The organism is Saccharopolyspora karakumensis, assembly GCF_004349225.1.
GTDB classification, from domain to species: Bacteria; Actinomycetota; Actinomycetes; order Mycobacteriales; family Pseudonocardiaceae; genus Saccharopolyspora; species Saccharopolyspora endophytica.
This window is the reverse complement of sequence record NZ_SMLA01000022.1, coordinates 14,966-40,617: the sequence shown is the minus strand read 5'-3', so window position 1 is coordinate 40,617 and position 25,652 is coordinate 14,966. Positions and strand designations below refer to the sequence as shown.

The following is a 25,652-nucleotide window of genomic DNA, read 5'->3' as shown; positions in this document are numbered from 1 at the left end:
GCGGGGCGAAATAGCCTCAGCCGGACACGGCACCCGGAGCGAACGGAGGTGGTGATGGCCGAGGTGGGGAGTCCGCCCGCGCGCAACACGCGGCCCCGGAACCGGCGAGCGCTGATCACCGCTGCCGCGGCGGAGCTGTTCCACCGGGACGGCTTCGACCAGGTCGGCATGAGCGACATCGCCGAGGCCGTCGGCGTCGGGTCCTCCGCGCTCTACCGGCACTTCGCGGGCAAGCAGCAGCTGCTGACCCACGTCGTGCTCGACGAGCTGCACCCGTTCGTCGAGATCACCGCCGAGCCCGGCGACGTGCAGGACGTGGTGGCCCGGCTGGCCGCGACCGCGCTCGACCACCGGCAGCTCGGGGTGCTCTGGCAGCGCGAGTCCCGGCGGCTGCCCGAGGAGCGTCGCGACGTGCTGCGCGGTGAGCTGCGCGAGGTCGCGCGCGGGCTCACCGGACTGGCCCGGGCCTTCCAGCGCGAACTCGGCGACGCCGACGCGCGGTTCCGCGCCTGGTGCATGTTCAGCGTCCTGACCAGCCCCTCCTACCACCAGGTGCAGCTGGGGCGGCGCGAGTTCGAACGGCTGCTCGGCGAGATGGTGATGATCATCGGCACCCGCCCGCCGCAGGAGCTCGCGCCCCGCCCGGAAGCACGCCCCGACCAGCTGGAACGCTTCTCCGGCCGAGCCTCGAGGCGGCGGTTGCTGCTGGCCGCGGCCACCCGGCTGTTCGCCGACGCCGGCTACACCAAGGTCACCACCGAGGACGTCGGCGCGGCGGCCGGGATCGCCGGGCCCAGCCTGTACAACTACTTCGCCAGCAAGCAGGAGCTGCTCAGCGCGGTGATCACCCGGGGCAACGCGTGGCTGGAGGTGGAGCTGGAACGCACCCTGGCCACCAAGGCCGACCCCGCCGAGGCGCTGCGGGCCCTGCTGCGCTCCTACATCCGCTTCGCCTTCGACCACGGCGGGTTCATCGACATCCTGGTCAGCGAGGTCGGCCACCTGCCCGCCGACGAACGCCACCGCGCGCGCCAGACCCAGCACTCCTACGTCGCCGAGTGGGTAGGACTGCTGTGCGAGGCGCGTCCGGAGCTGGACCCGGTGCGCTCCCGGATCCTGGTGCAGGCCGCGCTGACCGCCGCCAACGACATGGCCCGCACCGGCCCGATCCGCGACGCCGTCGCCGTGCTGCGCCTGGGCTCGGCGCTGATGCTGGAAACGCCCGTCGAAGGCTGAACCGGCGCGCTACCGGCCGTTCACTTAGAGGGAGAAAAGCCAGGAGAGCCCGGCTGCGACGACTCAGCTCGGCTAATGCTCGGTCACTTGTGCGTTTGACTCGATCAACCCCGGACAATTAATCTCCGGCGAGACAGATCCGCCCGCCGAACCGACGGCGACAGGCTGCGCGCAGACCTGCGGATACTGGAACCGAGCAGGTAACGAGGACAGGTTGGTTGCATGAGCAGCGCGACGGAGCCGGTCGGTCAGCCGCCGGTTGATGTGCCCGACATCCACACGACCGCGGGCAAGCTGGCGGATCTGTACCGGCGGAACGACGAGGCGGTGCACGCCGGCTCGGCTCGCGCGGTGGCCAAGCAGCACGAGAAGGGCAAGAAGACCGCCCGCGAGCGCATCGACATGCTGCTGGACGAGGGCTCGTTCGTCGAGCTCGACGAGCACGCGCGGCACCGCTCCACCAACTTCGGGATGGAGGAGAACCGCCCCTACGGCGACGGCGTGGTGACCGGCTACGGCACCGTCGACGGCCGCAAGGTGTGCGTGTTCTCCCAGGACTTCACCGTCTTCGGCGGCTCGCTCGGCGAGGTCTTCGGCGAGAAGATCGTCAAGGTCATGGACCTGGCGCTCAAGACCGGCTGCCCGCTGATCGGCATCAACGACTCCGGCGGCGCCCGCATCCAGGAGGGCGTGGCGGCGCTGGGCCTCTACGCCGAGATCTTCAAGCGCAACACCCACGCCTCGGGCGTCATCCCGCAGATCTCGCTGATCATGGGGCCGTGCGCGGGCGGTGCGGTGTACTCGCCGGCGATCACCGACTTCACCGTGATGGTCGACAAGACCTCGCACATGTTCATCACCGGCCCGGACGTCATCAAGACCGTCACCGGTGAGGACGTCACCTTCGAGGAGCTCGGCGGCGCGCACACCCACAACTCGCGCTCGGGCAACGCGCACTACCTCGCCTCCGACGAGGACGACGCCATCGGCTACGTCAAGGAACTGCTGTCGTTCCTGCCGAGCAACAACCTCTCCGAGGCCCCGGTCTTCGAGGGCGCCGACACGGGCGCCGGGGCTATCGCGGACGCGATCACCGACGCCGACCGCGAGCTGGACGCGCTGGTCCCGGACTCGCCGAACCAGCCCTACGACATGCACAAGGTCATCCAGACCGTGGTCGACGACGAGGAGTTCCTGGAGGTCTCCTCGCTGTTCGCGCCGAACATCATCACCGGCTACGGCCGCGTCGAGGGCCAGCCGGTGGGCATCGTGGCCAACCAGCCCACCCAGTTCGCCGGAACCCTCGACATCGGCGCCAGCGAGAAGGCCGCCCGCTTCGTGCGGACCTGCGACGCCTTCAACATCCCGGTGCTGACCTTCGTCGACGTGCCGGGGTTCCTGCCCGGCACGGACCAGGAGTGGAACGGCATCATCCGGCGCGGTGCCAAGCTGCTCTACGCCTATGCCGAGGCCACCGTCCCGCTGGTCACCGTGATCACCCGCAAGGCCTACGGCGGCGCCTACGACGTGATGGGCTCCAAGCACCTCGGCGCCGACATCAACCTGGCGTGGCCGACCGCGCAGATCGCGGTCATGGGCGCGCAGGGCGCGGCCAACATCCTCTACCGGCGCCAGCTCGCCGACGCCGCTGCCGCCGGCGAGGACGTCGAGGCGCTGCGCGCCCGGTTGCAGCAGGAGTACGAGGACACCTTGTGCAACCCCTACACCGCCGCCGAACGCGGTTACGTGGACTCGGTCATCCCGCCGTCGTTCACCCGCGGCTACGTGGCCCGGTCGCTGCGCATGCTCCGCGACAAGCGCGCGAGCCTGCCGGCCAAGAAGCACGGCAACATCCCGCTGTAATCGGCGAAGCAAGGAGCCATCCGATGAGCGAGCAAACCCCGCAGCGGCCGGTGCTGCGCATCGTGCGCGGCGATCCCGACGACGTCGAGATCGCCGCCGTGGCCGCCGCGCTGGCCGGTGCTGCCGCCGCCCGGACTCCCGAGGACGAGCCCGAGCCCATGTCGTTCTGGGGCGACCCCGTCGCGGCGGTGCGCCACCCGGCGGGCCGCCGCCCGCTCCGGCCGGGGCCGCACGGGTGGCGTGCCTCGGCCCTGCCGGGCTGAACCCCGTTTCCCAGACTTGACGTTTTCCGCCTGCTCCGGCGTCGCGCCGGGTACATGAGGAGTTGACCACTGTGGACGTGACGCCGATCAGCAAGGTCCTGATCGCCAACCGCGGTGAGATCGCGGTGCGGGTCATCCGCGCCTGCCAGGACGAGGCCATCGCCTCCGTCGCGGTCTACGCCGAGCCGGACGCCGACGCGCAGCACGTGCGGCTGGCCGACGAGGCCTTCGCGCTGGGCGGTTCCACGCCCGGCGAGTCCTACCTGAACATCGACAAGATCATCGACGTCGCCAAGCGCTCCGGCGCCGACGCCGTGCACCCCGGCTACGGTTTCCTGTCGGAGAACGCCGACTTCGCCCAGGCCGTGCTCGACGCCGGCCTGATCTGGATCGGCCCGCCCCCGCAGGCCATCCGCGACCTCGGCGACAAGGTCACCGCCCGGCACATCGCCACCCGCGCCGGGGCGCCGCTGGTGCCCGGCACGAAGGACCCGGTTCCGGGCGCCGACGACGTCGTGGCCTTCGCCCAGGAGCACGGGCTGCCGGTGGCCATCAAGGCCGCCTTCGGCGGTGGCGGTCGCGGTCTGAAGGTCGCGCGCACCATCGAGGAGATCCCGGAGCTGTTCGCCTCCGCGGTCCGCGAGGCCGAGAGCGCCTTCGGGCGCGGTGAGTGCTTCGTCGAGCGCTACCTGGACCGCCCGCGCCACGTCGAGGCGCAGGTGATCGCCGACCAGCACGGCAACGTCGTCGTCGTGGGAACCCGCGACTGCTCGCTGCAGCGCCGCCACCAGAAGCTCGTCGAGGAGGCCCCGGCGCCGTTCCTGACCGACGACCAGCACAGCCGGATCCACGAGGCCGCGCGAGCGATCTGCTCCGAGGCCGGCTACTACGGCGCGGGCACCGTGGAGTTCCTCGTCGGCCAGGACGGCACGATCTCGTTCCTGGAGGTCAACACCCGGCTGCAGGTCGAGCACCCGGTCTCCGAGGAGACCACCGGCATCGACCTGGTCCGCGAGCAGTTCCGCATCGCCTCCGGTGCGAAGCTGCACCTCGGCGCCGACCCGGAACCGCGCGGCCACTCCATCGAGTTCCGCATCAACGGCGAGGACGCGGGCCGCAACTTCCTGCCCGCCCCGGGCACCGTGACCAAGTTCGTCGCCCCGCAGGGCCCGGGCGTCCGCGTGGACGCGGGCGTGGAGACCGGCAGCGTCATCGGTGGGCAGTTCGACTCGCTGCTGGCCAAGGTCATCGTCACCGGCGCCGACCGGCAGCAGGCGCTGCAGCGCGCCCGCCGCGTCCTCGACGAGATGCAGGTGGAGGGCATGGCCACGGTCCTGCCGTTCCACCGCGCGATCGTGCGCGACCCGGCGTTCGTCGGCATCGACGGCTTCACCGTGCACACCCGGTGGATCGAGACCGAGTTCGACAACACCATCGAGCCCTACGCGGGTGCCGTCGAAGCCGGCGAGGAGTCCGAGGAGCGGCAGACGATCCTCGTCGAGGTCGGCGGCCGCCGCCTGGAGGTCTCGCTGCCCGCCGCGTTCGCGGCGACCTCGGCTGCTCCGGCGGCGAAGGCCAAGCCGCGCAAGCGCTCCGCGGGCAAGGCCGGTGGCGCGGCGTCCGGCGACGCGGTCGCCGCACCGATGCAGGGCACCATCGTGAAGGTCGCGGTCGAGGACGGTCAGGAGGTCGCCGAGGGCGACCAGATCGCCGTACTGGAGGCCATGAAGATGGAGAACCCGGTCACCGCGCACAAGGCGGGCACGGTCACCGGCCTCACGGCCAAGCCCGGCGACTCCGTCACCCAGGGCACCACCCTCTGCGAGATCAAGTAACACCTCGCCCCGCGGCCGCCGCATCACACCAACGCTCACCCCACCCACCGGTACGCACGATTTCAGTGGAGATCGGGACCCCGATTTCCGCTGAAGTCCGGGTCCTGATTTCCACTGAAATCGGGAGCATCGTCGGGTGAGGTGGGCGTGGTGGTGTGGAGGGGATCGGGAAGTGGCGAATCGGCGGGTGCGGGTGCCTGTCTGGGGTCATGAGGTTGTGGCTTTCGGCGCTTGCCCGCACCTGTGGTCGCGGATGACGGATGCGCGAAGCGGCGGCTGCGGTGCTGCTTCGGTCATTCCGGCAGGTCGGCGGAGAGGAAGGGCACGAGGAGCGCGCACAGGGCATCGGGGCGGTCGAGAGGGATGATGTGGCCGCAGTCCGGGAGGCGGTGCCCGACCAGGTCATCGGCGATGGGGCGGAGTTGGCGTTCGAGCCCGCTTCCGATGGGGTGAGAGCCGACGGCCATGGTGGGCATGGTCAGCCGAGCGGTCGCGACGGCGTGCTGGATCTGCTGCGCGCTGGTGGGCAGCGCCCGGTAGTAGGAGAACGCGCAGCGCAGGGCCTCGCTCCCGGTGCAGGCGTCGACGAAGGCCGCGCGGATGTCGGTGGGTACTCCTCGTCCCCGCGTCGAGGAACCAGTCGATGTAGGGCGCCTCGTTCCCGGCCAGGACCGCCTCGGCGAGGCCGGGGAGACTCGGGCTGTCCCTGGAAACCGCGCTGGCGGGCCTGGGCGGAGGAGCACATGGCCGAGATCAACCGGGCGAACGAAGCCGCCGACGAGTAGGCGGACCGGTTCCACGCACAGCACGGGTGCCTCGATGAGGCTGCCCGTGCCGGGCGCGGATCCATCAGGTCGACGTCGGATGAGTTCGACGCGGTGGTTCTCAGCGGCGGACGCTCACGGGTGGGGCGTTGCGGGGGCGGGTGAGGTAGCAGTGGGCGTGGTACCAGCCCGCCGCTTCCTTGCCCGCCGGGTCGAGGCCGTGGAGTTCGACGTCGTGCACGGCCGCCCGCTGCTCCTCCGCGTCGGCGAATCGGCGTTGCGGGAACGTCTCCGGCAGGCGCTCGGTGACCAGGCCGTGGTCGGCGAGGAGTTCGATCACGGCCGAGTAGTCGAAGACCCGCAGGACGAAGATCGCCAGCCACAGCTCCTCCGGCCGGTCGATCCCGTCGAGGAGTCGTTCGAAGGTGTTGCGGCCCACGTAGCCGACACCGCCGGTGGAGATGATCAGCCCGGTGTCGGCGATCCCCTTGGTGAGCTCGGGGGAGGGGTCGGTGGTTTCGAGGTTCTCCGCCCAGCCGTCGGCCAGCAGACCGGCCTTGCGGGCGTAGGAGATCGCCGGTTCGGAGATGTCCAGGCCGACGATGTCGAGGTCGTCGGCGAAGTCGCGCCGATCGGCCTCGGCCAGCTCGGCCGGCGTCAACCGCGCCGCCGGCCGAGCCGTGTAGCGGGTGAGCACCTCGCGCGGGTCCTGGGCGGACTTCAGCAGCGCCGAGTTGATGCCGTATGAGCAGCAGACGTCCAGCACGCGCGCGGGGCGCGCCGCCCCGATCACCTCGCGGAAGATCGGGGTGGCGCGCTGCGGGATCTGGTACTCGAACCGCTCCAGCGTCGAGACGTACGCCCGGGGGTCCGGCTGGGCGTAGATGTCGCTGAAGTCGGCCTTGCGCTCTCCGGTCAGGCTCATGATCCGGTGCCGGCGAGGTCGGTGAGCTCATCGATCGCGCGGGCGAGCTGGTCGGCGAAGGCGGTCATCTGCTCGCCGACCGTGCGCGGCGTGCTCAGGTGCACGTTGAAGCTCTGCGGCAGCAGCACGTAGGCGACGCCGATGCAGTGCTCGCTGGTGGCGCCGAAACCGAAGTACTGGATGTTCACCGACGGCGCGGCGCTGGTGCTCAGGTAGTCGTCGCGCATCTTCTGCCAGCCGGGCGAGGAGTACAGCGCGGGCGCGAAGTCCTGTCCCCGGCGGCCGGCGATGAGCTGCAGCTCCCACAGGTGCTGCTCGGGTGCGTCCCCGGCCTGGCACTCCTTGGCGCGCGTGACGTGCGCGTCGGCCGCGCGCCGGAACGCCTGCGCGCGGGTGGAGCGGTCGGCGTCGGGATCCTCCATCGCGGCGACGAATTCGAGGATCTCGGGGGTCACCACCCGCATCGCCTCGGTGCGGCCGTGGTGGAAGTGGCGGGTCGCGATGGACTCGTAGGTCGCGCCGGTGAAGCCCTTGGAACGGCGGTGCGCCAGCTGGAAGGCCATCTGCACGAACGCGTCCGGCGAGAATCCGAGCGCCTTGGAGCGCTCCGAGCCGAAGTCGTCGAAGCGCACGGTGCGGGTCGCGGTGGCATCGGCGTAGGCCGTGTAGTCCTTGGCGGCCGCCTCGATCTCGCCCGAGAGCTCGGGGGAGAGGCGGAATTCCAGCGCCCGGGGTTCCGGCGCGCCCTGCGGGGCCGCGCCCGAGGACTGCGAGTGGGATTCGGCGGTGCCCGCCATCAGCGAGTCGACGAACTCGACGATCGTCGTGCCGTCCAGCAGGCAGTGCTCGCCGTTGATGCCCGCCGAGCCGTCGGGGAAGACGATGAGCGTGACGCCCTTGTCGAACCAGCGGTCGGTCGGGTCTCCGGCCAGCAGCTGCTTGCACTTGCCGTCGGTGTCGGCGGGCAGCTCGTGCTCCAGCGCCAGGCAGAACAGCGCCGTTTCGATCACGTCGACCGAGCCGGTGTTGTCGACCAGCAGCGCCTCCCGGTTGGCCGCCCAGCGAGCCCGGTCGTGGCTGGTCAGCGCGCCGACTCCGGGTCCGCGGTCGGTGGTGGCGATGACCTGGCGCAGAGCTTCGGCGAGCTCGTCGAGGGTGTGCGGGACGCCGTCCTTCCCGATCACGTCGAGGCGGAAGGCGTTGCCGCGGAAGAACACCACGATGTGCCGGGCCTGGCTGGGGCCGGGCTGCTCGGGCGTGTTGGGGGCCCGCACACCGTCGCGCTCGGCGCGGGGGATGCGGGTGGTGGAGAACAGGTACCGGTGCTGCTGCATCGACAGCGGCTGTCCGCGCCGCGCCGTCGGGGGCACCGATTCGGTGTCCAGCGCCAGCTTGTGGTCCACCGACGCGGCGATGAGCCGCACCGCGCGGGTGATCTGGTCGTCGTCGGTGTCGTTGAACAGGAAGAAGAAGTTCGCGTTGAGCGCGATCCGGTCCCGGCGGCCCAGGTAGCGGTCGCGCCAGAACTCGTCCAGCCAGCTGTGCACGTCGTCCTGGCCCGCGTAGGCCGTCAGGGAGGCGTGCAGCTCCTCGGCCGTGGCGGAGTCGAGGAACTCCTCGACGGCCTGCCGGGTGGCGGACAGCTCGTCCTCGCTCAGCAGCGGCGCGCACCACTGCAGGAACCGGGTGCCGCTGTCCTCGAGCGTGGGCAGCGGAACCCGGGGGAGCGCGTCCTCGTTGCCGAAAGTGCTGGTGCGCAAAGCAACCTCGATCGTGTCTAGGTCCTGTTTCGAAGTGGCGGAGCCACTCCCTCGTCCTGGTGAGCCCCGGGCGGCTCGCACCGCCGGGGCTTCGACGAACGCCTCAGTCGAGCAGGTCGTCGGTGCGGGCGGTGGTCCCGTGAGCCGCGGTCACCCGGCCGAACAGCTGCCGGGTGCGTTCCGCGGATCCCACCACCCCTGGACGATCACTGTAGGCGAAGATCGCCGAATGCCGGGCCACTTCCCCTGCGACGGCGCTGACCCGGTGCAACGCGTAGCGGCCGTGGAACAGCTGCAGATCGCCCGGCCGCAGCGGCAGTTCGCGCACCCGGCCCCGGCCGCCGCCGATCACTCCGGCGACGTCGGTGAAGTTCTCCGACTCGGCCGAGCGGATGTGCGGGCAGTACTCGAAGACCCCGCCGGACCGGGGCTGCTGGGTGAGCATGCTGACCGCGAACTCGTTGGTGTCGAAGTGCCAGGGGTGCTCTTTGCCGGGGTCGACGATGTTGACCACGAGCCCCGCCAACGGGTCCTCCAGCGGGTGGATCCGGGGTCGTTCCAGGCAGTCGGCGAGGAAGCGCTGGAACAGCTCGTCGGTGTAGAGCCGGTGGATGAGGTGCTCGGCCGGGATGTCCTCGCGCGCCACGAAGGCGTTGCCGCGCACCGTGGTTCGCCTCGCCGGGTGCCAGTCGGGCAGCGAGTCGTCGGGCGCGGTGTTGTAGACGTTGACCGTCTGCTCCTCGTAGTACGCGCGATCGGCGATGCTCGCGCACTCGGCGCGCAGCGCCTCCCGGTGCTCGGCGGCGACGAAGTCGCGCAGCACGCTGCACCCGGATTCGCGCAGTTCCGCGCGCACGGACTCCGCCGCCCGGACCCAGCCCTCGCCGCCGGGATCGTGGAGCGGGTAGCGGGCGGTGTCGACGATGTCGGTGACCGCAACGGTCATCGGGTTCCCTCCGTGGCCGGGATGACGGGCAGCGTGATCTTCGAAGGATGCTCCGGGGAGTTGTGGATGGCAACGGGCGACAGCGCGGCGGGCAGGTCGCGCACCGTGGGCAGCAGGTGCGGAACGTCGAACGCCTGCACCGAGATCCGCAGCTTGTGGCCGGGCGGGATGACCGCGGCGGTCGGGAACACCTCGACGTCGACCGGTTCGACCTCGCCGGGCTGCATCGTGCGCTGCGCGTCCTTGGTGAACGGGTGGAAGGGCTGGATCAGCTCGCCGTCGAGGTAGCGCGAGCGGGACTCGTCCAGGGCGCGGTGCGAGAGCACCTGCCAGCCGCCGGTGAGCCGGTTGACCGTCCCGTCGGGTGCCACCGAGGACACCGACACCGACAGCATCCCGTTGCCGGTGGGCGTGGAGGCGTGGAGGTGGGCGTTGATCGGCCCGCGCATCCGCATCGCCTCGGTCATCGGATCGGTCTCGAAGACCGCGCCGGAGAGGTCGTTCCACCGGTTGTCGTGGCACAGCTGGGCGATGCCGATGGCGTTGGGCATTCCTGCGGTCCACTGGTTGGTGGAGCGCGTGCACAGCCCGGAGACCGGCAGCGGCGCGACGGTGCTCTGACCCGGTTGCGGGTCGGAATCCACGAGCCCGCCGGGCAGTCCGGGCAGCGAGGTGCCGGAGAGCTGGAAGCTGCGGGCGCGCTGCTCACCGATCCACTGCTCGGCCTCGAACCACTGCCCGGAGCCGATCTCGTGGTAGGTCAGCGGCGGGATGTCGGGGTCCAGCGACGGGTCGGCCTGCCCGCGCACGTGGTGGTCGAACCAGCGCAGCTGGAGTTCCTGCAGCGTGCCGTGCCCGGCTTCGGCGACGCCGTCCCCGCTGCCCTGGAGGTGATCCCACGGGCCGAAGATCATCTTCACCGGGACGCCGCGCTGCCGCAGGCTGTCGAACACCATCGGCGTGCCGCGCTGGAACAGGTCGTACTCGCCGCCGACGAGGAAGGTCGGGACGTCGATGCGGTCGAGGACGCTCGCGGGAGAGCGCTCGGCGTAGAAGGGACCGTCGAAGGCCGCGTTGAGGCCGAGGGTGGCCTCCAGCAGCGTCGGCGCGGTGAAGCTCGTGGCGCCCTGGACGCGGTCGAGGTACATCTGCAGCGCGTTGTCCGGCTCGGCGGGTCCGTAAGCCGGTGGGATCAGCCCGGTTCCGGTGACCAGGCCCATCCACAGCGGGATGAAGCCGACGTCCAGCGCGCCGCCGGAGGCGACCACGTCGCGGTAGGTGTCCATCGCCGGGACCTGCGGGAAGATCGCCTTGAGCCCGGGCGGCCGGTTGCCCGCCGCGAACAGCTGGCTGATGCCCATGTACGACGCGCCGTGCATCCCGACCGCGCCGTTGCTCCACGGCCGTTCCGGTGAGGCCGCCCAGTTCACGATCTCGCCGGAGTCGGTGTTCTCCCGCGCGCTGAACGCCTGCCAGTCACCGGCGGAGGAACCGGTGCCGCGCGCGTCGACGGTGACGTGCACGTAGCCGCGCTGGACGAAGAAGTCGGGGTCACCGCCGATCGCCGCGGCGCCGGGACCGCTGATGACCGACTTGTTGTAGGCGGTGATGGTCAGCAGCACGGGGAACCGGCCCTCGACCGGGTTGCCCTCGGCGTCGGCCGGGCGTCGCACGTCGGCGCGCAGCACGGTGCCGTCGGACATCGGGACTTCGACGTCGGTCTCGGAGACCGAGCCGGGGTGCTCCTCGGCTCGGTCCGTCCATCCGGACGTCGGTGCGGCATCGGCGGCGGTGAGACCGGCGAGCCCGGTCAGCAGGGCGAGGAGCAGGGCCAGCAATGAGCGACGCATTCAGACCTCCCGGGAATTCCGGGAGATCAACGATCATGCGCACGCGAGGTTACGCGGTTCGCGGTCGGTCCTGCTGAGAACGCAGGTGAGCGGCCATGACTCGGCGCGCCTCGGCCGGGTCGCCGGCCTCGATCGCGGTCAGCAGCCGCTCGTGGCGCGCGATCGCGCCGGGGTCGGTCTTCACCGGCAGCTCGGCCAGCAGCCGCATGAACGGTTCGAAGAGCAGCGGGACGAAGGCGTTGCCGGTGGCGCGCACGATGGCCTGGTGGAACGCGATGTGGGCGGTGGCGTGCGCTTCGGGCGTGTCGGCCTCGCGCATGTTCCGCAGCTGCTCGCGCAGGCGCCGCAGATCGGCGTCGGTGCGCTTGATCGTGGCGAGCTCGGCGATCCCGGACTCCAGCATCCGCCGCGCCTCGTGGATCCCGGCGACCACTTCGGGATCGGCACCGGGCGAGGTCGCCGCGCGGATCATCGGGTGAAGCGAGGTCCACTCGGCCGGTGGATTGACGTAGGTGCCGCGCCCGCGCTCGATGCGCACGACGTTCTGCACCCGCAGCGCCTTGACGGCCTCGCGCACGGTCAGCCGGCTCATCGAGAACAGCTCGGCGAGCTCGGGTTCGGAGGGCAGCGCGGCACCGGGCGGGTAGGTCCCGTCGATGATCGAACCGAGAAGCTGTTCGGACAGCTCTTCCGGCAACGACACGCGGTCTCCGCCCGTTCGCGATCGGCACACCGCGAGAACCCGCGGTTCTCGCGCCAACAAGGTCAACGTCCGCTCCCGCGTCCACAGTGGACGCATGGGTGGTCTGGATCCGGGGAGTCTACTGCACCAGTGAGCGTTGCCACACACCAACCGGTTGGTATGTGTGGTAGAGCTGGTAGATCGGGTCTCTGGAGGTGTCGCCATGGGTGAGTCGCGGTACGAGTGGATGGAGCCGGGGGCGTTCGAGGTGGCGCCGGGCGTGCACCGGATCCCGCTGCCGCTGCCCAACGACGGCCTCCGCGCGGTCAACGTCTACGCCATCGCCGACGGCGACTCGCTGACCCTCGTCGACGGCGGCTGGGCGCTGGAGGAATCCCGCAGGCAGCTCGACGCCGCGCTCGCCCGGATCGGCGCCGGTGCCGGCGACATCACCCGCTTCCTGGTCACCCACGCGCACCGCGACCACTACACGCAGGCGCTCACCCTGCGCCGCGAGTTCGGCTCCGAGGTGATGCTCGGCGAGGACGAGCGGCACACCCTCGACCGGCTGATGTCCCCGGACCACCGGTCCATGGACCGCCAGCTGGAACTCCTGACCGAGCACGGTGCCAAACCGGTCCGCGACGCACTGCTGAGCGTGCGCTCGGACGGGCCCCGCAACCACGTCTGGGAGAAGCCCGACGCGTGGATCAACGCCGCCACCGACCTCGGGCTGGCCGACCGGCGGCTGCGCGCGCTGCCCACGCCCGGGCACACCCGCGGTCACCTCGTGTTCCTGGAAGAACAGGCCGGGCTGATGTTCGCCGGTGATCACGTGCTGCCGCACATCACCCCGTCCATCGGATTCGAGCAGGCACCCACCGCGAGCCCGCTGCGCGACTACCTGGCCTCGTTGCGGCTGGTGCGCGGCATGCCGGACATGCGGCTGCTGCCCGCTCACGGGCCCGTCACCGACAGCGTCCACGACCGGGTCGACGAGCTGCTGGCCCACCACGACGCGCGGCTGATGGCCACCGCCGCGGTCGTCGCGGCCGGTGCGAGCACGGCCTACGAGGCCGCTCGGGCGCTGACCTGGACCCGTCGCGAACGCGCCTTCGACGACCTCGACGTGTTCAACCAGATGATGGCGGTGCTGGAAACCGCCGCGCACCTGGACGTCCTGGTGCTGCAGCACGAGCTCGGCGCGCAGCGCGTCGGGGGAGTGCTGCACTACTCGTAGTCTCCGGCGACGGAGCGTGATCGCCGGGCGGTCCGACGGCGGGCCGAAATCACCCGACTGCAGCGTAGGGGCGGCAGGCGATCACGTGCGAGCCTGGATGAGCTCCACGGGCCGCGTGCGGCAGTTGAGGAGCGAGTACCTCGTTGGGGTCAAAGGGGACGTCACTAGGAGCTCGTCATGTTGAGCAAGCACGAGCGGGACATGCTCGCCGAGATCGAAACGGCGCTGGAGTCCGCAGACCCTGAGCTCGCGGAGAAGTTCGAGCGGTTCGAAGGGGAACCGGGCTGGGGCCTGATGCGCCGAGTCCTGGTGTTCACCGCGCTCACGCTGACCGCGATGCTGTCGTTGTTGTCCTTGGCCGGCGGCCTGGTGTGGACCTCGGCGGCGCTGGGCATGATCACTGCCGCCGGCGCCGTCGCGGCGTGCTGCACCGGGCGCCGGCGGAAGGAAACGTGACTCGTCAGTCGTGCATCGGGTGCGGCAGAGCCTGCAGCACCGTGTCGGCCTCGACGTAGGTGCCCTCGGGCAGCTCGTCGAGGCGGTCCATCTGCTCAGGACCGGCCCCGAGCTCTGCGCACTGCTGCACGATCTCCCGCTTGGTCGCCGGGAACCGGACGTGGCAGAGCACCCGCAGCATGTCCGCGCGATCGGCCAGCACCATGATTCCTCCGTTCAGAAACCTCGCCCACCAACTACCCGGGCCGAACGCGCGGAAACCCTCAGGACGCCAGTTCGCGGGCCTTCTCGGCGATGGCGGTGGCGTCGATGCGGGCCTGGCCGAGCAGCTCGGCGGGCTCACCTGAACCGGGCATCTCGTGCACGGCGAGCGTGCGCACCTGCGCGGGCTGGTCGGCCAGCGCGCTGAGCACCGCTTCGCCGAGACCGCCCTCGGGCCAGTGGTCCTCGGCGGTGACCAGCCCGGCCGTCTCGGTCGCGGCGCGCCGCAGCGTGGCGGAGTCGACGGGTTTGACCGAGTACAGGTCGATCACCCGCGCCTGGATGCCCTCGTGCGCCAGGACGTCCGCGGCCTTGACCGCCTCGTGCAGCGTGACACCGGCACCGACCAGCGTCACGTCGTCGCCGTCGCGGACCACCTTGGAGCCGCCGATCGGGAACTGCTCGCCGGGCGGGTAGATCACCGGCATCGCGCCCCGGCTGGTGCGCAGGTAGCTGATGCCCGGCAGGTCCGCCATCGCCGTCACCAGCTGCACGGTCTGGTTGGCGTCGCACGGGTAGAGCACCGTGCTGCCGTGCACCGCGCGGAACGCGGCCAGGTCCTCCAGCGCCATCTGCGACGGGCCGTCCTCGCCGATCGCCACGCCGGCGTGCGAACCCATCAGCCGCAGGTCGGCCCGGCTCACCGCGGCCATCCGGACGAAGTCGTAGGCGCGGGAGAGGAACGCGGCGAAGGTCGAGGCGAACGCGCACCACCCGCGCACCTGCATGCCCACCGCCGCGGCGATGAGCTGCTGCTCGGCGATGTACATCTCGAAGTAGCGGTCCGGGTGGGCATCGCGGAACAGCTCCGCGAAGGTCGAGTTCGACACCTCGCCGTCCATGGCCACCACGTCGCCGCGCCGGTCGCCGAGCGCCGCCAGCGCCTGCCCGTAGGCCTTGCGGGTGGCCAGCTCGGTGCCCTGCTCGAAGGCGGGCAGTCCGCCGCTCCCGGTGTCGAACACGTGCGGCTTGGCGTCGGCGTCGGGCTTGGCGGGCTTGACCCGCAGGTCCCGCAGCCCACCGAGCTCGGCGATCGATTCCTCGGCGTGCGCCAGCGGTTTGCCGTGGAAACCGGGTTTGTCGGCGACTTCGGCGACGCCCTTGCCCTTCTGGGTGGCGGCCAGGATCGCGACCGGGCGGCCGTCGCCGTCTTCGGCTTGGGTGAGCGCGGATTCGATCTCGTCGAGGTCGTGGCCGTCGATCTCGATGGTGCGCCAGCCGGCCGCCTGCGCGCGGGCGGAGTAGGAGGTCAGGTCCCAGCCGTGCATGGTGGGCCCGGTCTGGCCGAGGCGGTTGACGTCGATGATCGCGATGAGGTTGTCCAGCTGCTCGTGCCCGGCGTGCTCCAGGGCTTCCCACACCGAGCCCTCGGCCATCTCGCTGTCGCCGCAGAGCACCCACACCCGGTAGGGCAGCCGATCCAGCCGCTTGCCCGCCAGCGCCAGGCCCACCCCGATGGGCAAACCTTGACCCAGCGAACCGGTCGCCACGTCCACCCACGGCAGGACCGGGGTCGGGTGGCCTTCGAGCCGGCTGCCGAACTTGCGGAAGGTCAGCAGCTCGTCGTCCTCGACGGCGCCGACGGCTTTGAACGCGGCGTACTGCAGCGGCGAGGCGTGGCCCTTGGAGAAGATCAGGTGATCGTTCGCGGGGTTGTCCGGACGGTCGAAGTCCAGCCGCAGGTGTCCGTCCAGCAGCACCGCCAGCAGATCGGCCGCCGACATCGACGAGGTGGGGTGCCCGGACCCGGCGGCCGTGCTGGCCCGAACCGAGTCCACCCGCAGCTGTTGCGCCAGTTCGGAGCGGAACATTGCCTGGTCCATGCCCCGAAAGGTGCCCGGGGTGCGGCCGTGCGAAACAAGGCCCAGGTCAACCTGCCGCGGCGGGAGCTGTCCGGGAAGGCGGCGCAGCTGCGACTTCAGGGGCGGGGCTCAGCCCGCACCGGCGGTCGCAGCGGTCAGTCCAAGCCGCCGTTGCTCAGTCCGGACAGCAGGCGCTTGATCACCTCGGGGTCGACCTCGGCGGTCTCCTCGGTGGTCTGCGGTGCCATCGCGTTCTTCTTGCGGGAGCGGCGGGGGAGCGGGACGGAGTCGGCCTTGACGCCGCTGGGCAGCGGCATCTCGCACCACACCAGGGTGCCGCCGGTGCGCAGCGCGCTCGCACCGCAGCGGCCTTCGGCGAACCCGGGTGCGAGCTGCGGGGGGACGGTGGCCTGCTCGTCCTGGACCTCGGCGACGAGGCTCTCACCGCTCAAGCGCAGGCGGACGGTGATGAAGCCGGGGTTCTTCTGGTCGGCGGCGTCCACGGCCGCGGTCACCAGGGCGCCGGTGAGTTGCGTGGCGATGTCGGTCATCTCGCGCAGAGACCACTCGGCCAGGGAGAACCGCACGAACATCTCGGTGCAGTTCACCGCGCTCGGGAGCGCGATCAGTCGAAGGTCGTCGACTTGTGCGGTCTGAGTGTTCACCTGGTTGAGTTCCTCCGTCCGCCCCCACTGCGCTTTCGATCACCCGGAAGCCGTATTTTGCCAACTCTACTGGGTGGCTTGTACGCAGGGGCCCTTTTGCTTTCGGCCTTGCCGTTCACCGATCGACCCGGGATCGGCGGGCCGCCGCGAACATCGCCATCGCCGCCGACAGCCTTCTCCATCTGCGACGACGCACGATCTGGTGAAAAACGTACGTGACGAAAGCAGGTCGGGACCACCTCCGGACGTATCGGTTCCACAACGGGGAAGTTCCAGACGGATGGCCGCTGTAATAACCGAGGGGGTGAACGCCGATCGGGCGCCGGGCGTGTCGGAGCGGCCGCGGCGTGTCGAGGCCGCTCCGACCTCTCCCGCGCGTCAGGCCAGGAAGTCGAGGCCCTCCGCGAACGCCTTGCCGATGAGGCCGATCTCGTCCTCGGTGATGATCAGCGGCGGCGAGACCGCCAGCGCCTTGCCCAGCGGGCGGACGATCACCCCCAGCTCGCGGATCTTCTTCTGCAGCTTGGGCAGAGCGCCCGCCTGCAGCGCCTCCGCGGTGAGCTCGACGGCCCCGAGCAGCCCGACGCCACCGCGCACCTCGGCGACCGCCGGGTGGTCGGCGACGCTGGTGAGCGCGTCGTGCAGCGGCTGCTCCAGCTCGTCGGAGCGCTGGACGAGCTTCTCGCGCTCCAGGATGTCGAGGTTGGCCATGGCCGCGGCCGCCACCGTGGGGTGCCCGGAGTAGGTGGCGCCGTGGCGGAACACCCGGCCCGGCTCCTCCCAGAAAGGCTCGGCGACGTGCTCGGCCACGACCACACCGCCCAGCGGCAGGTAACCGCTGGTCACGCCCTTGGCGAAGGTGATCATGTCGGGCTGCAGGCCCCAGCGCTCGACGCCGAACCAGGTGCCCACCCGGCCGAAGCCGCAGATCACCGAGTCGGCGACGAACAGGATCCCGTGCTCGGCGCAGATCTTCGCGATGGCCTCCAGGTAACCCGGTTCCGGCGGGTGGAGACCGCCCGCGCCGATCACCGGCTCGGCGAAGAACGCCGCGATCTTCTCGGCGCCGATGCGGTCGATGGCCTCGCGCAGGCTCTCGGCGTCGTCGTGCGCGACGCGACCGGTCTCGGGGACCAGCTGACCGAACCCGGTCTGGTTGGCCTCGATGCCGCCGATGCTGGTGCCCAGGCCGTTGGTGCCGTGGTAGGCGTTGCCGCGGCTGAGGATGTGGGTGCGCTGCGGCTGCCCGCGCTGCGCCCAGTACTGCCGCGCGAGCTTCGCGGCCGTGTCGATGGCCTCCCCGCCACCGGTGGTCAGGAAGATCTTGGCGCCCGGCATCGGGGCGAGCTCGGACAGCCGCGTGGCCAGCGCCTCGGCGGGCGGGTTGGTGTAGTCGTTGAAGACGAAGTAGGACTCCAGCTCCCGCATCTGCGCGGCGGCGGCCTCGACGATCTCGGTGCGGCCGTGCCCGGCGTTGGCGTACCAGAGGCTCGCGGTGCCGTCGAGGTAGCGGCGCCCGGAGTCGTCGTAGATCCAGACTCCCTCGGCCTTGGTCACGCAGAAGCTGCTGCTCTTGACCTCGAACATGTCCGCGAACGGGTGCCACAGCGCGGTCTGGCTTGATGACATGAATCCTCCTTCGTAGTTCATCCGACAGCTTCGTCCCCCGGACACCTCGGTGGCCAGAGGTGCGGACCGGGAGTTCGGCCGCCGCCGTCCGCCAGATGAGATCCGGCGGTGCGCTCGTTGACACCGCGAGCGCACCGCCAAGACGATGGGCTTCGTGACCACTCCGAGACTCAGCAGGCGGACGCACGTCGACTTGCGGCGCGTGACGGCGCAGGGCTGTCGCTCCTGACGAAACCACGAAGTCAGGGGTGACGCCGCATCCGGCCGAACCCGGTAGCGGTCCGCAGAGGGCCAGATTCAGGGAGCAGCTCGTGTCCACCGTCCTGGTCATTTCCGGAAGTCCGTCGCGCACCTCGAAGACGGAGAGGATCGGCGAGCACATCGCGCAGCGGCTGGCCGCGTCCGGGCGCACCACCGAACACCTGCGGGTCCGGACCCTGCCCGCCGAGGCGCTGCTGAGCGCCGACCTCACCGACCCGGCGATCTCCGCGGCGGTCGAGCAGGTCGCGGCGGCCGACGGGATCGTGCTGGCCACGCCCACCTACAAGGCCGCCTACTCGGGTCTGCTCAAGTCGTTCCTGGACCTGCTGCCGCAGTTCGGCTTCGCGGGCAAGGCCGTGCTGCCGCTGGCCACCGGCGGCAGCGTCGCGCACGTGCTGGCCATCGACTACGCGCTGCGCCCGGTGGTGCACTCGCTGGGCGCCCGGCACGCCGTGCAGAGCTTCTTCCTGCTCGACAAGCACCTCTCGCTGGTCGGCGAGGAGCTGGCCGTGCACGACGACAGCGCGGGACCGCTGGCCGACGTCATCGAGCAGTTCGGCAAGGCGCTCGACGGCGTTCCGCACGCCACGGTCCTGGGGCGCTCCGCCTAGAGCGGGCCGTCGATCCACCGCTGGATCAGCGGTGCTGTGAGGGCCACGAGCTCTTCGGTGGGCTCGGCGCTGATCGCCTGGGTGCGCAGCACCAGGCGCGCGGCGCCGAGCCCCATCAGGTGGCTGCACACCAGCTCGGCGCGCAGTCGCGCCCGGGGACCGTCGAGCCGATCGGCGAGCCGGGTGACCAGCTGGGACTCGAAGTTGTCGCGGAAGCGGCCGCCCGCCGGGCGCGACGAGGTGAACACCGCGCGCACGAGCGGATCGCCCTGGGTGCGCTCGTGGTAGTCCAGCAGCGTGCGCACCAGGTGCTCGCCGAGGTGCGGCAGCTCGCAGTCCAGCAGCCGCTCGGCATCGTGCTCGAAACCCGAGGCCTGCGCGAACAGATCTTCCTTGCTGCCGAAGTACTTGACCACCAGCGCGGCGCTGACGTCGGCGTCCGCGGCGATGTCGCGCAGCGTCACGTCGGCGTAACCGCAGGAGGAGAAGCGCCGCCTCGCCACCTTCAGGATGGTTTCCCGCGTGGCGCACGCGTCGCGGCGCTGCTCCTCGATCGACCCCGTGGTGGGCATGCACCTCAGGCTAGCGCGAGCCCCCCACCGCGAAGGCCACCCGATGGGTAACAGCCTCGTACCGAGGCGGTGCCGGGGTCGCCGCGGCGATGAGCGCGGCCATCAGGCCGGCGCCGCCGGCCACCACGAACACCCAGGAGTAGGCGTTGATCGAGGGATAGGTCCCGCCGGCCACGTGCACCAGGGATCCGGTGGTCAGCGCGACCACGATCGCGCTGCACCCGGAGGTGCCGATCGATCGGGCCAGGCTGTTGAGCGCGTTGGCGGCGGCGGTCTCGGTGGTGGGCACGGATCGCATGATCAAGGCGGGAAGCGCGCCGTAGGCCAGGGCGCCACCGATCGAGGCGATCGTCAGGTTCACCACCACGACCGACAGCGGGTCGTGCAGCAGCGAACCGCCGAGGTTGCCCAGCGCCAGCACGCAGGCCCCGAGGATCAGCGTCGTGCGCGGGCCGTAGCGGCGGGAGATCCGGGCCGAGACGGGGGAGAACAAGCCCATCGCGGCACCGATGGGCAGCAGGACCAGACCCGCGACCACCAGGGACAGGCCGTATCCGTAGCCGGTCTCCGGCGGGGCCTGCAGCAGCTGCGAACCGACCAGGAAGCCGGTGAACATCGCGACGCCCACCAGCACGGACGCGATGTTGGTCAGCAGCACCGTCGGCCGCGCCGACACCCGCAGGTCCACCAGCGGAGCGGCGCTGCGCAGCTCGTAGGCGCCCCACAGCAGCAGGACGACGATCGCTCCGGCGAGCAGGCCGAGGACCAGGCCGCTCGACCAGCCCCACTCGTTGCCCTTGGAGATGGCCAGCAGCAGGCAGGTCAGCGCCACCGAGAGCCCCAGCGCGCCGACGAAGTCGAACTTCCCGCCCGTGCGCAGAGATGACTCCGGCACGACCCACAGGATCAGGGCGATCTCGACGAGGGCGAAGACCATCGCCCCGGCGAACAGCCAGTGCCAGTTGAGCTCCTGGGCGACCACGCCGGTGATCGGCAGTCCGACCGCGCCGCCGATGCCCAGCGTCGCGCTCATCAGCGCCACCCCGGAGCCCACCCGCTCCTCGGGCAGCTCGTCGCGCATGATGCTGATGCCCAGCGGAACCACACCGACGGCCGCGCCCTGCAGCACGCGGCCGATCAGGACCGCGGTGAAGTCGTCGCTGACCGCTCCGATCGCGCTGCCCACCGCCATCGTGGCCAGGGATAACAGCAGCATCCGGCGCTTGCCGTACATGTCGCCGAGGCGTCCGGTGACCGGCGCGCACACCGCGCCGGCGACGAGCGGAGCGGTGACCAGCCAGCCTGCGTTGGCGGCGGTGGTCTGGAGCAGGTGCGGAAACTCGGGCAGCAGCGGGACGACCAGGGTCTGCATCAGCGATACCGCGATCCCGCACGAGGCGAGCACGAGGATGACCACTTTCGAACTGCGCGTTGCGGACGAAGCGGACCCGGCGACGCTCATCAGACTCCTCACTCCCGGCGTGAACTCGTGTTCACCAGGTGAGTAAACCTGTGTTCACCACTGGATGCAAGGCGCCGGATGTCCGATTTCGCGTGGCAGTCACGAAAATTCACCGCCTCGACGTCCACAGTGGACACGGAGTGCGGAGTCCGTGCCTGCCCTTGGACCAGGTTGTAAACCTCGGGTTCACACTGATACTGTGAACCTTCGGTTTACAGAGAGGGGGAATCGTGTCGGCACAGGAAGCGGCTCTGCTCGTCGAGGGCTTGGCCGCGGAGGTGGACGTCGAGGTCCGCGATCCCGGCCCGAAGGGCTCCGACGTGGGCGATGAGCAGCAACGACGTGCGGCTTCGCTCGCGCGGTTGCAGGCGGCGCTGGCCACCGAAGAGCTCGTGGCCGAGGCCGCGGCTCAGCAGACCGAAGCGGCGTCGGCCGAGAGCGTGTGGCTGGGCGCGAGCCTGGCCGATCTGAGCGCGGTGACCGGCAGGACCCGGCAGGCCGCGCGCAAGCGGTGGCCGGAGCTGGGATCGATCCACCGGCGCCGCAAGTGGCTCGGCAACCACGTCGAGGACATCGCCCACATGGCGGGCCTGCTCGCCGCGCACGCCGAAGACCTGGCTCCGGACTGGGGCAGGGGCGAGTTCATGAAGCACGCGCGGCTGCTGCGCGAAGGGCTCGACCGGTGCGCCGAGGACTTCGCCGAGGACGCACCGGCGGGCGGCGACCCGGCGCGACGCTGGCGGGACCTCGACGCGCTCGTCGACACCACCATGCGCCGGATGATCGAGACCGCGGGCGAGCCCGCCACACCCGAAGCGGGATTCGCCTGGCACGGCGCCACCGGCGTCCTCGGCTACTACGACCACGCCACGGCCGCCGACCGCGACTGAAGCGCGGCCGGGGCCGGTCAGAGCTGGGGGAGGACGGCGGCGTGCTGCGTCGCCCGCTCGAAGGCGTGGGCGACCTCCAGCAGCCGCCGTTCGCCGCGGTGCGGGGCCACGAGCTGGAGGCCGACCGGGAGTCCCTGCGGGGTGAAGCCCGCCGGGACCGAGATCGCCGGGCAGCCGGTGGCCGAGATCCAGTACGCCGAGCGCATCCAGTCGAGGTAGGACGGCATGGCCACGCCGCCGATCTCGGTGGGGAACTCCAGGTCGATGTCGAACGGCGGCACCTGGCTGACCGGGAGCGCGAGCACGTCGTAGCGGCCGAAGAACTCGCGGACCCGGTGGTAGAGCTCGGCGTGGAGCCGTTCGGCGCGCCCCACGTCGGCACCGGTCAGCGCGCGTCCCGCGTCGATGTTGTCGCGCAGGCTCGGCTTGATCCGGTCCGGGTGGGCGTCGCGGAGCTCGCCGAGGGCCAGCTCGAACTGCCAGGCGCGCAACGTCCGGAAGACCTCGTCGGCACCGGTCAGGTCGGGCGCGGCCTCCTCCACGGCACCCCCGATGTCGGTGAGCACCTGCGCGGCCGGTTCGAGCACCGCCCGCACCTGCGGGGCCACCACCAGCTCGCCGTCGAGGTCCATCGAGAAGGCCACCCGCAGGCCCGACAGGTCCGCCTCCAGGGAGCCCTGGAAGACCGACCCGGGCTCGCTGATCGCGATCGGGCTGCGGTCGTCCGGCCCGGCGATCGCCGAGAGCATCAGCGCCACGTCGGAGACGGTGCGCGCCATCGGGCCCTGCACCGACAGCGTCGACCAGGCCGCGAGGTCCGGCCAGGTCGGGACCCGGCCCGGTGCCGGCCGCAGGCCCACGACGTTGCAGAACGACGCCGGGTTGCGCAGCGACCCGCCCATGTCGCTGCCGTCGGCCAGCGGCTGCATCCGGCAGGCCAGCGAGGCCGCCGCACCACCGCTGCTGCCACCCGCCGAGCGGTCGAGCGCGTACGGGTTGGCGGTGGTGCCGAAGACCGGGTTGAAGGTGTGCGAACCGGCCGCGAACTCGGGCACGTTCGTCTTGCCCATCACGATCGTGCCCGCGGCCTTGAGCCGTTCCACGACGAGCTCGTCGCGGTCCGGGACGTTGTCGGCCAGCAGCGGCGAGCCGTAGGTCGTGCGGATGCCCGCGGAGTCGTGGGTGTCCTTGTGCGCGATCGGCAACCCGTGCAGCGGACCGACCGGGGCGCCCGAGGCCAGCCACTCGTCGGCGGAGGCGGCAGCGGCCAGCGCCCGCTCGGGGTCCACCGAGACCAGGGCGTTGACCTTCGGGTTCAGCAGCTCGATGCGGTCCAGGTGGGCCTGCATCACCTCGCGCGCCGAGACCTCCCGCTCCCGGATCAGCGCGGACAGGTCGGTGGCGGTGTGGTGGCAGAGCGAATCCGGCACGTCTGGCTCCTCCTCGCGGCGTGGTTCGCCACGAAAGATAGCGGCCCGGACGTGCCGGGTGGATCAGCCCAGGTCGAGCTCGACGACCACCGGGGCGTGATCGGAGGTGCCCTTGCCCTTGCGCGCGTTGCGGTCGACGTAGGAGTCGGTGACCGCGCTGGTGAACGCCTCGTTGCCGTAGGTGAGGTCGATGCGCATGCCCTGGTTGTTCGGGAACCGCAGCGCCCGGTAGTCCCAGTAGGTGAAGGGCACGTCGTACTTCAGCGCCCTCGGGTACACCTCGGCCAGACCGCACTCGGTCAGCGCGGTGAGCGCCTTGCGCTCCTCCGGGGTGACGTGGGTGCAGCCCTCGAAGGCGGCGATGTCCCACACGTCCTCGTCGTTGGGTGCGATGTTGAAGTCGCCCAGCACCGCCCACGGGCGATCGGCGGCCAGCTCCTCGACCGCGGTGGCGCACAGCGCGTCCAGCCAGCGCAGCTTGTAGTCGTAGTGGGCGTGCCCGACCTCGCGTCCGTTGGGCACGTAGACCGACCAGACGCGGACCCCGCCGCAGGTCGCGGCGACCGCGCGGGGTTCGGGCGTCTCGAACATGGAGCCGTCGACCTGGAAGCCGGGCTGGTCGAGCAGCCCTCGGCGGACGTCGGTCAGGCCGACGCGGGAGAGCACGGCGACACCGTTCCAGCGGCCGGTCCCGTGCGCGACGATCTCGTAGCCGAGCTCACCGACCTCGTCGAACGGGAAGGCGTCCTCGGCGCACTTGAGCTCTTGCAGGCACAGCACGTCGGGCTCGGCCGTGCCGAGCCAGTCCAGCAGCTTGGGCAGCCGGGCTCCTACCGAGTTGACGTTCCACGTGGCGATCCGCATGGCCGCAGCTTGGCACAGCCCCCTGACGCCCGGACGGGCCAGGTGCTGTTCGAGGGCGCGGCGAAGCCGCTGTCTCAGGTGCAGGACTCAGCCGGCCGCCAAGCAACGCGACTCCCCGACAGCTCTTAAGGTGCGACGTTCTGCTCGCCGGCGTACTGGTAGCGCCAGACGCCGTCGGGGCGCTGGTCGCGCCGGTTGTAGCACGCGTAGGGCGAGCAGGGGTCCTCCCCGTCGCGGGGCGAGGGGAAGGCGAACTCGCCCATCGGTAAGTCCGCGTCGACCGCGGGGATGATGAACGACCTGCCGTCCTCGGGGCCGCCGATGAGTTCCGCGTACACGTGTTGCTCCATCGAGATCTCCTTGCTCGGCGTTCGTCGCAACTGGCTTACAGCCAATAGGAACAAAAAGAACGGCCAACGGTTCCCGTTGTCACCCGAATGTTTTAACGATGTGCTGCGAACGCTGCTCACGACCAGGTGAATAGGGCTTCCGGTGCCCGGGTATTGCACTGCCATGCCGCGAAACGACACGCAGGACCGCACCGGACCGTCCAACCCGGACAAGGTTCTCTACCCGCAGGACTCCTTCCGGAAGCAGGACGTGTTCGACTACTACCGGGCGGTGTCCGGCCAGCTGATCGCGCACGCGCGGGACAAACCGGTGACGCTGCGCCGGTTCCCGGACGGGATCGGGGCGGAGGGCTTCTTCCAGAAGGAGGCGTCGAGGCACTTCCCGGAGCGGATCCCGCGCGCGTCGGTCCCGCAGCGCGGCGACGGGCCTCCGGTGCACCACGTGCTCATCGACGACGAGGAGACGCTGCTCTACCTCGCCGGCCAAGCGAGCCTGGAGCTCCACATAGCACTGTCCACAGTGGAAGACCTGGAGCGCCCGGTGCTGGCCGTGCTCGACCTCGACCCGCCGGAGGACGTCGGCATCGCGACCCTGCGGGAGGTGGTGCGCACGATGTGCCAGCGCTTCGCCGACGAGGGGTTCGCTCCGCACCTGCAGGCCACCGGCGGCAAGGGATTCCACATCGCGGCACCGCTGACCGGAGACCGCGTGTTCGACGAGGTCCGCGCGCAGGTGCGCGAGCTGGCGGAGCGCGCCGCGCGCGAGGATCCGGAGCGCCTGACCACCGAGCAGCGCAAGAACAAGCGCGGCGACCGGATCTTCCTGGACACCAACCGCAACGCCTACGGCCAGACCATGATCGCCCCCTACTCGCTGCGCGCGCGTCCCGGAGCACCGGCGGCCACCCCGCTCGACCTCGACGAGCTCGGCCGGGCGAACCCGCGCTCGTACGGGTTGACCAACATGGCCCGCCGCCTGGCCCAGAAATCCGACCCGTGGCGCGACCTGCACTGATCTGTCGTGCATGGGGAGGC

At 70.9% G+C, this 25,652-nt stretch carries 24 protein-coding genes; 9 read left to right on the top strand and 15 right to left on the bottom strand.

Annotated features, from left to right (window positions below):
* Positions 1-54: 54 nt before the first annotated feature.
* The 4 genes from E1202_RS16175 to E1202_RS16160 all read left to right on the top strand — a co-directional run bounded on the left by E1202_RS16175 (position 55) and on the right by E1202_RS16160 (position 5,197).
* Positions 55-1,236 carry a TetR/AcrR family transcriptional regulator gene (locus E1202_RS16175; RefSeq protein ID WP_132683984.1) on the top strand — a complete coding sequence of 394 codons (1,182 nt, stop codon included), beginning with the start codon at positions 55-57 and terminating at the stop codon, positions 1,234-1,236.
* A gap of 222 nt (positions 1,237-1,458) precedes the next feature.
* Positions 1,459-3,099 carry an acyl-CoA carboxylase subunit beta gene (locus E1202_RS16170; protein ID WP_132683983.1) on the top strand — a complete coding sequence of 547 codons (1,641 nt, stop codon included), beginning with the start codon at positions 1,459-1,461 and terminating at the stop codon, positions 3,097-3,099.
* Positions 3,100-3,122: 23 nt separating this feature from the next.
* On the top strand, positions 3,123-3,362 hold the full coding sequence (locus E1202_RS16165; RefSeq protein ID WP_132683982.1) for an acyl-CoA carboxylase subunit epsilon: 240 nt from the start codon (positions 3,123-3,125) through the stop codon (positions 3,360-3,362).
* 71 nt (positions 3,363-3,433) lie between these two features.
* Complete coding sequence (locus tag E1202_RS16160) at positions 3,434-5,197, top strand: acetyl/propionyl/methylcrotonyl-CoA carboxylase subunit alpha (protein WP_132684029.1); 1,764 nt, start codon at positions 3,434-3,436, stop codon at positions 5,195-5,197.
* 293 nt (positions 5,198-5,490) lie between these two features.
* On the opposite strand, the gene E1202_RS32830 is transcribed toward E1202_RS16160, so the two are convergent.
* The 6 genes from E1202_RS32830 to E1202_RS16130 all read right to left on the bottom strand — a co-directional run bounded on the left by E1202_RS32830 (position 5,491) and on the right by E1202_RS16130 (position 12,145).
* Positions 5,491-5,664 (bottom strand): hypothetical protein, encoded by a 174-nt coding sequence (locus E1202_RS32830; protein WP_207918675.1) that lies wholly within the window; start codon positions 5,662-5,664, stop codon positions 5,491-5,493.
* 418 nt (positions 5,665-6,082) lie between these two features.
* On the bottom strand, positions 6,083-6,886 hold the full coding sequence (locus tag E1202_RS16150; protein WP_132683981.1) for a hypothetical protein: 804 nt from the start codon (positions 6,884-6,886) through the stop codon (positions 6,083-6,085).
* Positions 6,883-8,646 carry a choline/carnitine O-acyltransferase gene (locus E1202_RS16145; protein ID WP_235878447.1) on the bottom strand — a complete coding sequence of 588 codons (1,764 nt, stop codon included), beginning with the start codon at positions 8,644-8,646 and terminating at the stop codon, positions 6,883-6,885. Before E1202_RS16145 ends, E1202_RS16150 begins: the two co-directional genes overlap by 4 nt.
* Positions 8,647-8,749: 103 nt before the next feature.
* Positions 8,750-9,592: a HalD/BesD family halogenase gene (locus E1202_RS16140; protein WP_132683980.1), complete on the bottom strand. Its 843-nt coding sequence runs from the start codon at positions 9,590-9,592 to the stop codon at positions 8,750-8,752.
* Positions 9,589-11,442: a CocE/NonD family hydrolase gene (locus E1202_RS16135; RefSeq protein ID WP_132683979.1), complete on the bottom strand. Its 1,854-nt coding sequence runs from the start codon at positions 11,440-11,442 to the stop codon at positions 9,589-9,591. The genes E1202_RS16140 and E1202_RS16135 overlap by 4 nt, the downstream gene beginning before the upstream one ends.
* A 49-nt stretch (positions 11,443-11,491) precedes the next feature.
* Positions 11,492-12,145: a FadR/GntR family transcriptional regulator gene (locus tag E1202_RS16130; RefSeq protein ID WP_132683978.1), complete on the bottom strand. Its 654-nt coding sequence runs from the start codon at positions 12,143-12,145 to the stop codon at positions 11,492-11,494.
* A 202-nt stretch (positions 12,146-12,347) separates the two neighbouring features.
* Here E1202_RS16130 and E1202_RS16125 point away from each other — a divergent pair, with 202 nt between their 5' ends.
* Together E1202_RS16125 and E1202_RS16120 are read left to right on the top strand one after the other, a co-directional pair.
* Entirely contained in the window at positions 12,348-13,364 is a 1,017-nt protein-coding gene (locus tag E1202_RS16125; RefSeq protein WP_132683977.1) for an MBL fold metallo-hydrolase, read from the top strand.
* A gap of 177 nt (positions 13,365-13,541) precedes the next feature.
* On the top strand, positions 13,542-13,820 hold the full coding sequence (locus tag E1202_RS16120) for a DUF3040 domain-containing protein (protein WP_132683976.1): 279 nt from the start codon (positions 13,542-13,544) through the stop codon (positions 13,818-13,820).
* Positions 13,821-13,824: 4 nt separating this feature from the next.
* Here E1202_RS16120 and E1202_RS16115 read toward each other — a convergent pair whose 3' ends face one another.
* The 4 genes from E1202_RS16115 to E1202_RS16100 form a co-directional block, all read right to left on the bottom strand.
* On the bottom strand, positions 13,825-14,025 hold the full coding sequence (locus tag E1202_RS16115) for a DUF2795 domain-containing protein (protein ID WP_132676131.1): 201 nt from the start codon (positions 14,023-14,025) through the stop codon (positions 13,825-13,827).
* Positions 14,026-14,083: 58 nt separating this feature from the next.
* A complete protein-coding gene (locus tag E1202_RS16110) occupies positions 14,084-15,904 on the bottom strand; it encodes a transketolase (RefSeq protein ID WP_132683975.1) in 1,821 nt (606 codons plus the stop codon).
* Positions 15,905-16,038: 134 nt separating this feature from the next.
* Positions 16,039-16,548, bottom strand: a complete 510-nt coding sequence (locus E1202_RS16105; protein WP_132683974.1) for an ATP-binding protein — start codon at positions 16,546-16,548, stop codon at positions 16,039-16,041.
* A 378-nt stretch (positions 16,549-16,926) separates the two neighbouring features.
* Positions 16,927-18,177, bottom strand: coding sequence for an aminotransferase family protein (locus E1202_RS16100; RefSeq protein WP_132683973.1), 1,251 nt, complete (start codon positions 18,175-18,177; stop codon positions 16,927-16,929).
* A gap of 311 nt (positions 18,178-18,488) precedes the next feature.
* Here E1202_RS16100 and ssuE point away from each other — a divergent pair, with 311 nt between their 5' ends.
* Positions 18,489-19,049: an NADPH-dependent FMN reductase gene (gene ssuE / locus E1202_RS16095; protein ID WP_132683972.1), complete on the top strand. Its 561-nt coding sequence runs from the start codon at positions 18,489-18,491 to the stop codon at positions 19,047-19,049.
* Here the strand turns inward: ssuE and E1202_RS16090 are convergent.
* Both E1202_RS16090 and E1202_RS16085 read right to left on the bottom strand, forming a co-directional pair.
* A complete protein-coding gene (locus E1202_RS16090; protein WP_132683971.1) occupies positions 19,046-19,621 on the bottom strand; it encodes a TetR/AcrR family transcriptional regulator in 576 nt (191 codons plus the stop codon). The genes ssuE and E1202_RS16090 overlap by 4 nt on opposite strands.
* A gap of 10 nt (positions 19,622-19,631) precedes the next feature.
* Positions 19,632-21,083, bottom strand: a complete 1,452-nt coding sequence (locus tag E1202_RS16085) for an MFS transporter (RefSeq protein ID WP_132683970.1) — start codon at positions 21,081-21,083, stop codon at positions 19,632-19,634.
* Between the two features lie 230 nt (positions 21,084-21,313).
* On the opposite strand from E1202_RS16085, the gene E1202_RS16080 reads away from it, so the two are divergent.
* Positions 21,314-21,973: a hypothetical protein gene (locus E1202_RS16080; RefSeq protein ID WP_132683969.1), complete on the top strand. Its 660-nt coding sequence runs from the start codon at positions 21,314-21,316 to the stop codon at positions 21,971-21,973.
* A gap of 17 nt (positions 21,974-21,990) precedes the next feature.
* Here the strand turns inward: E1202_RS16080 and E1202_RS16075 are convergent, their stop codons facing one another.
* The 3 genes from E1202_RS16075 to E1202_RS16065 form a co-directional block, all read right to left on the bottom strand.
* On the bottom strand, positions 21,991-23,403 hold the full coding sequence (locus tag E1202_RS16075) for an amidase (protein ID WP_207918673.1): 1,413 nt from the start codon (positions 23,401-23,403) through the stop codon (positions 21,991-21,993).
* A 63-nt stretch (positions 23,404-23,466) separates the two neighbouring features.
* Positions 23,467-24,267 (bottom strand): exodeoxyribonuclease III, encoded by an 801-nt coding sequence (locus E1202_RS16070; protein ID WP_132683967.1) that lies wholly within the window; start codon positions 24,265-24,267, stop codon positions 23,467-23,469.
* Between the two features lie 125 nt (positions 24,268-24,392).
* Positions 24,393-24,617, bottom strand: a complete 225-nt coding sequence (locus E1202_RS16065; RefSeq protein WP_132683966.1) for a hypothetical protein — start codon at positions 24,615-24,617, stop codon at positions 24,393-24,395.
* Between the two features lie 163 nt (positions 24,618-24,780).
* Here E1202_RS16065 and ligD point away from each other — a divergent pair, with 163 nt between their 5' ends.
* Positions 24,781-25,632, top strand: a complete 852-nt coding sequence (gene ligD / locus E1202_RS16060; protein ID WP_132683965.1) for a non-homologous end-joining DNA ligase — start codon at positions 24,781-24,783, stop codon at positions 25,630-25,632.
* The last annotated feature ends 20 nt before the right edge of the window (positions 25,633-25,652 follow it).